Source organism: Streptomyces sp. AB3(2024) (assembly GCF_041862025.1).
Lineage (GTDB): Bacteria > Actinomycetota > Actinomycetes > Streptomycetales > Streptomycetaceae > Streptomyces.
This window is the reverse complement of the sequence record NZ_JBGWAB010000435.1, coordinates 1-223: the sequence shown is the minus strand read 5'-3', so window position 1 is coordinate 223 and position 223 is coordinate 1. Positions and strand designations below refer to the sequence as shown.

The window sequence follows — 223 nt, the reverse complement described above, 5'->3', positions numbered from 1 at the left end:
CACACCTCGGCCAGCGACACCATCACCGCGAACAACGCCGGCTGCACCACATCCACCCGGTCAAGCGAAGGCGCACCCTCACTCCCCCGCAGGACATCCACCAACGACCAGCCGGTAAAGGGCTCCAGCGCCTTCGCACACTCTTCCACCCGGGTTGCGAACACCGGCGAGGACTCCAACAGCCCAGCCGCCATCCCCAACCACTGCGAACCCTGACCCGGGA

At 66.8% G+C, this 223-nt stretch carries 1 protein-coding gene; it reads right to left on the bottom strand.

The genetic code is table 11. From position 1 onward, the window contains the following. The coding region (locus tag ACEPPI_RS41120; RefSeq protein WP_373920328.1) for an acyltransferase domain-containing protein at positions 1-223 on the bottom strand (223 nt) is incomplete at both ends.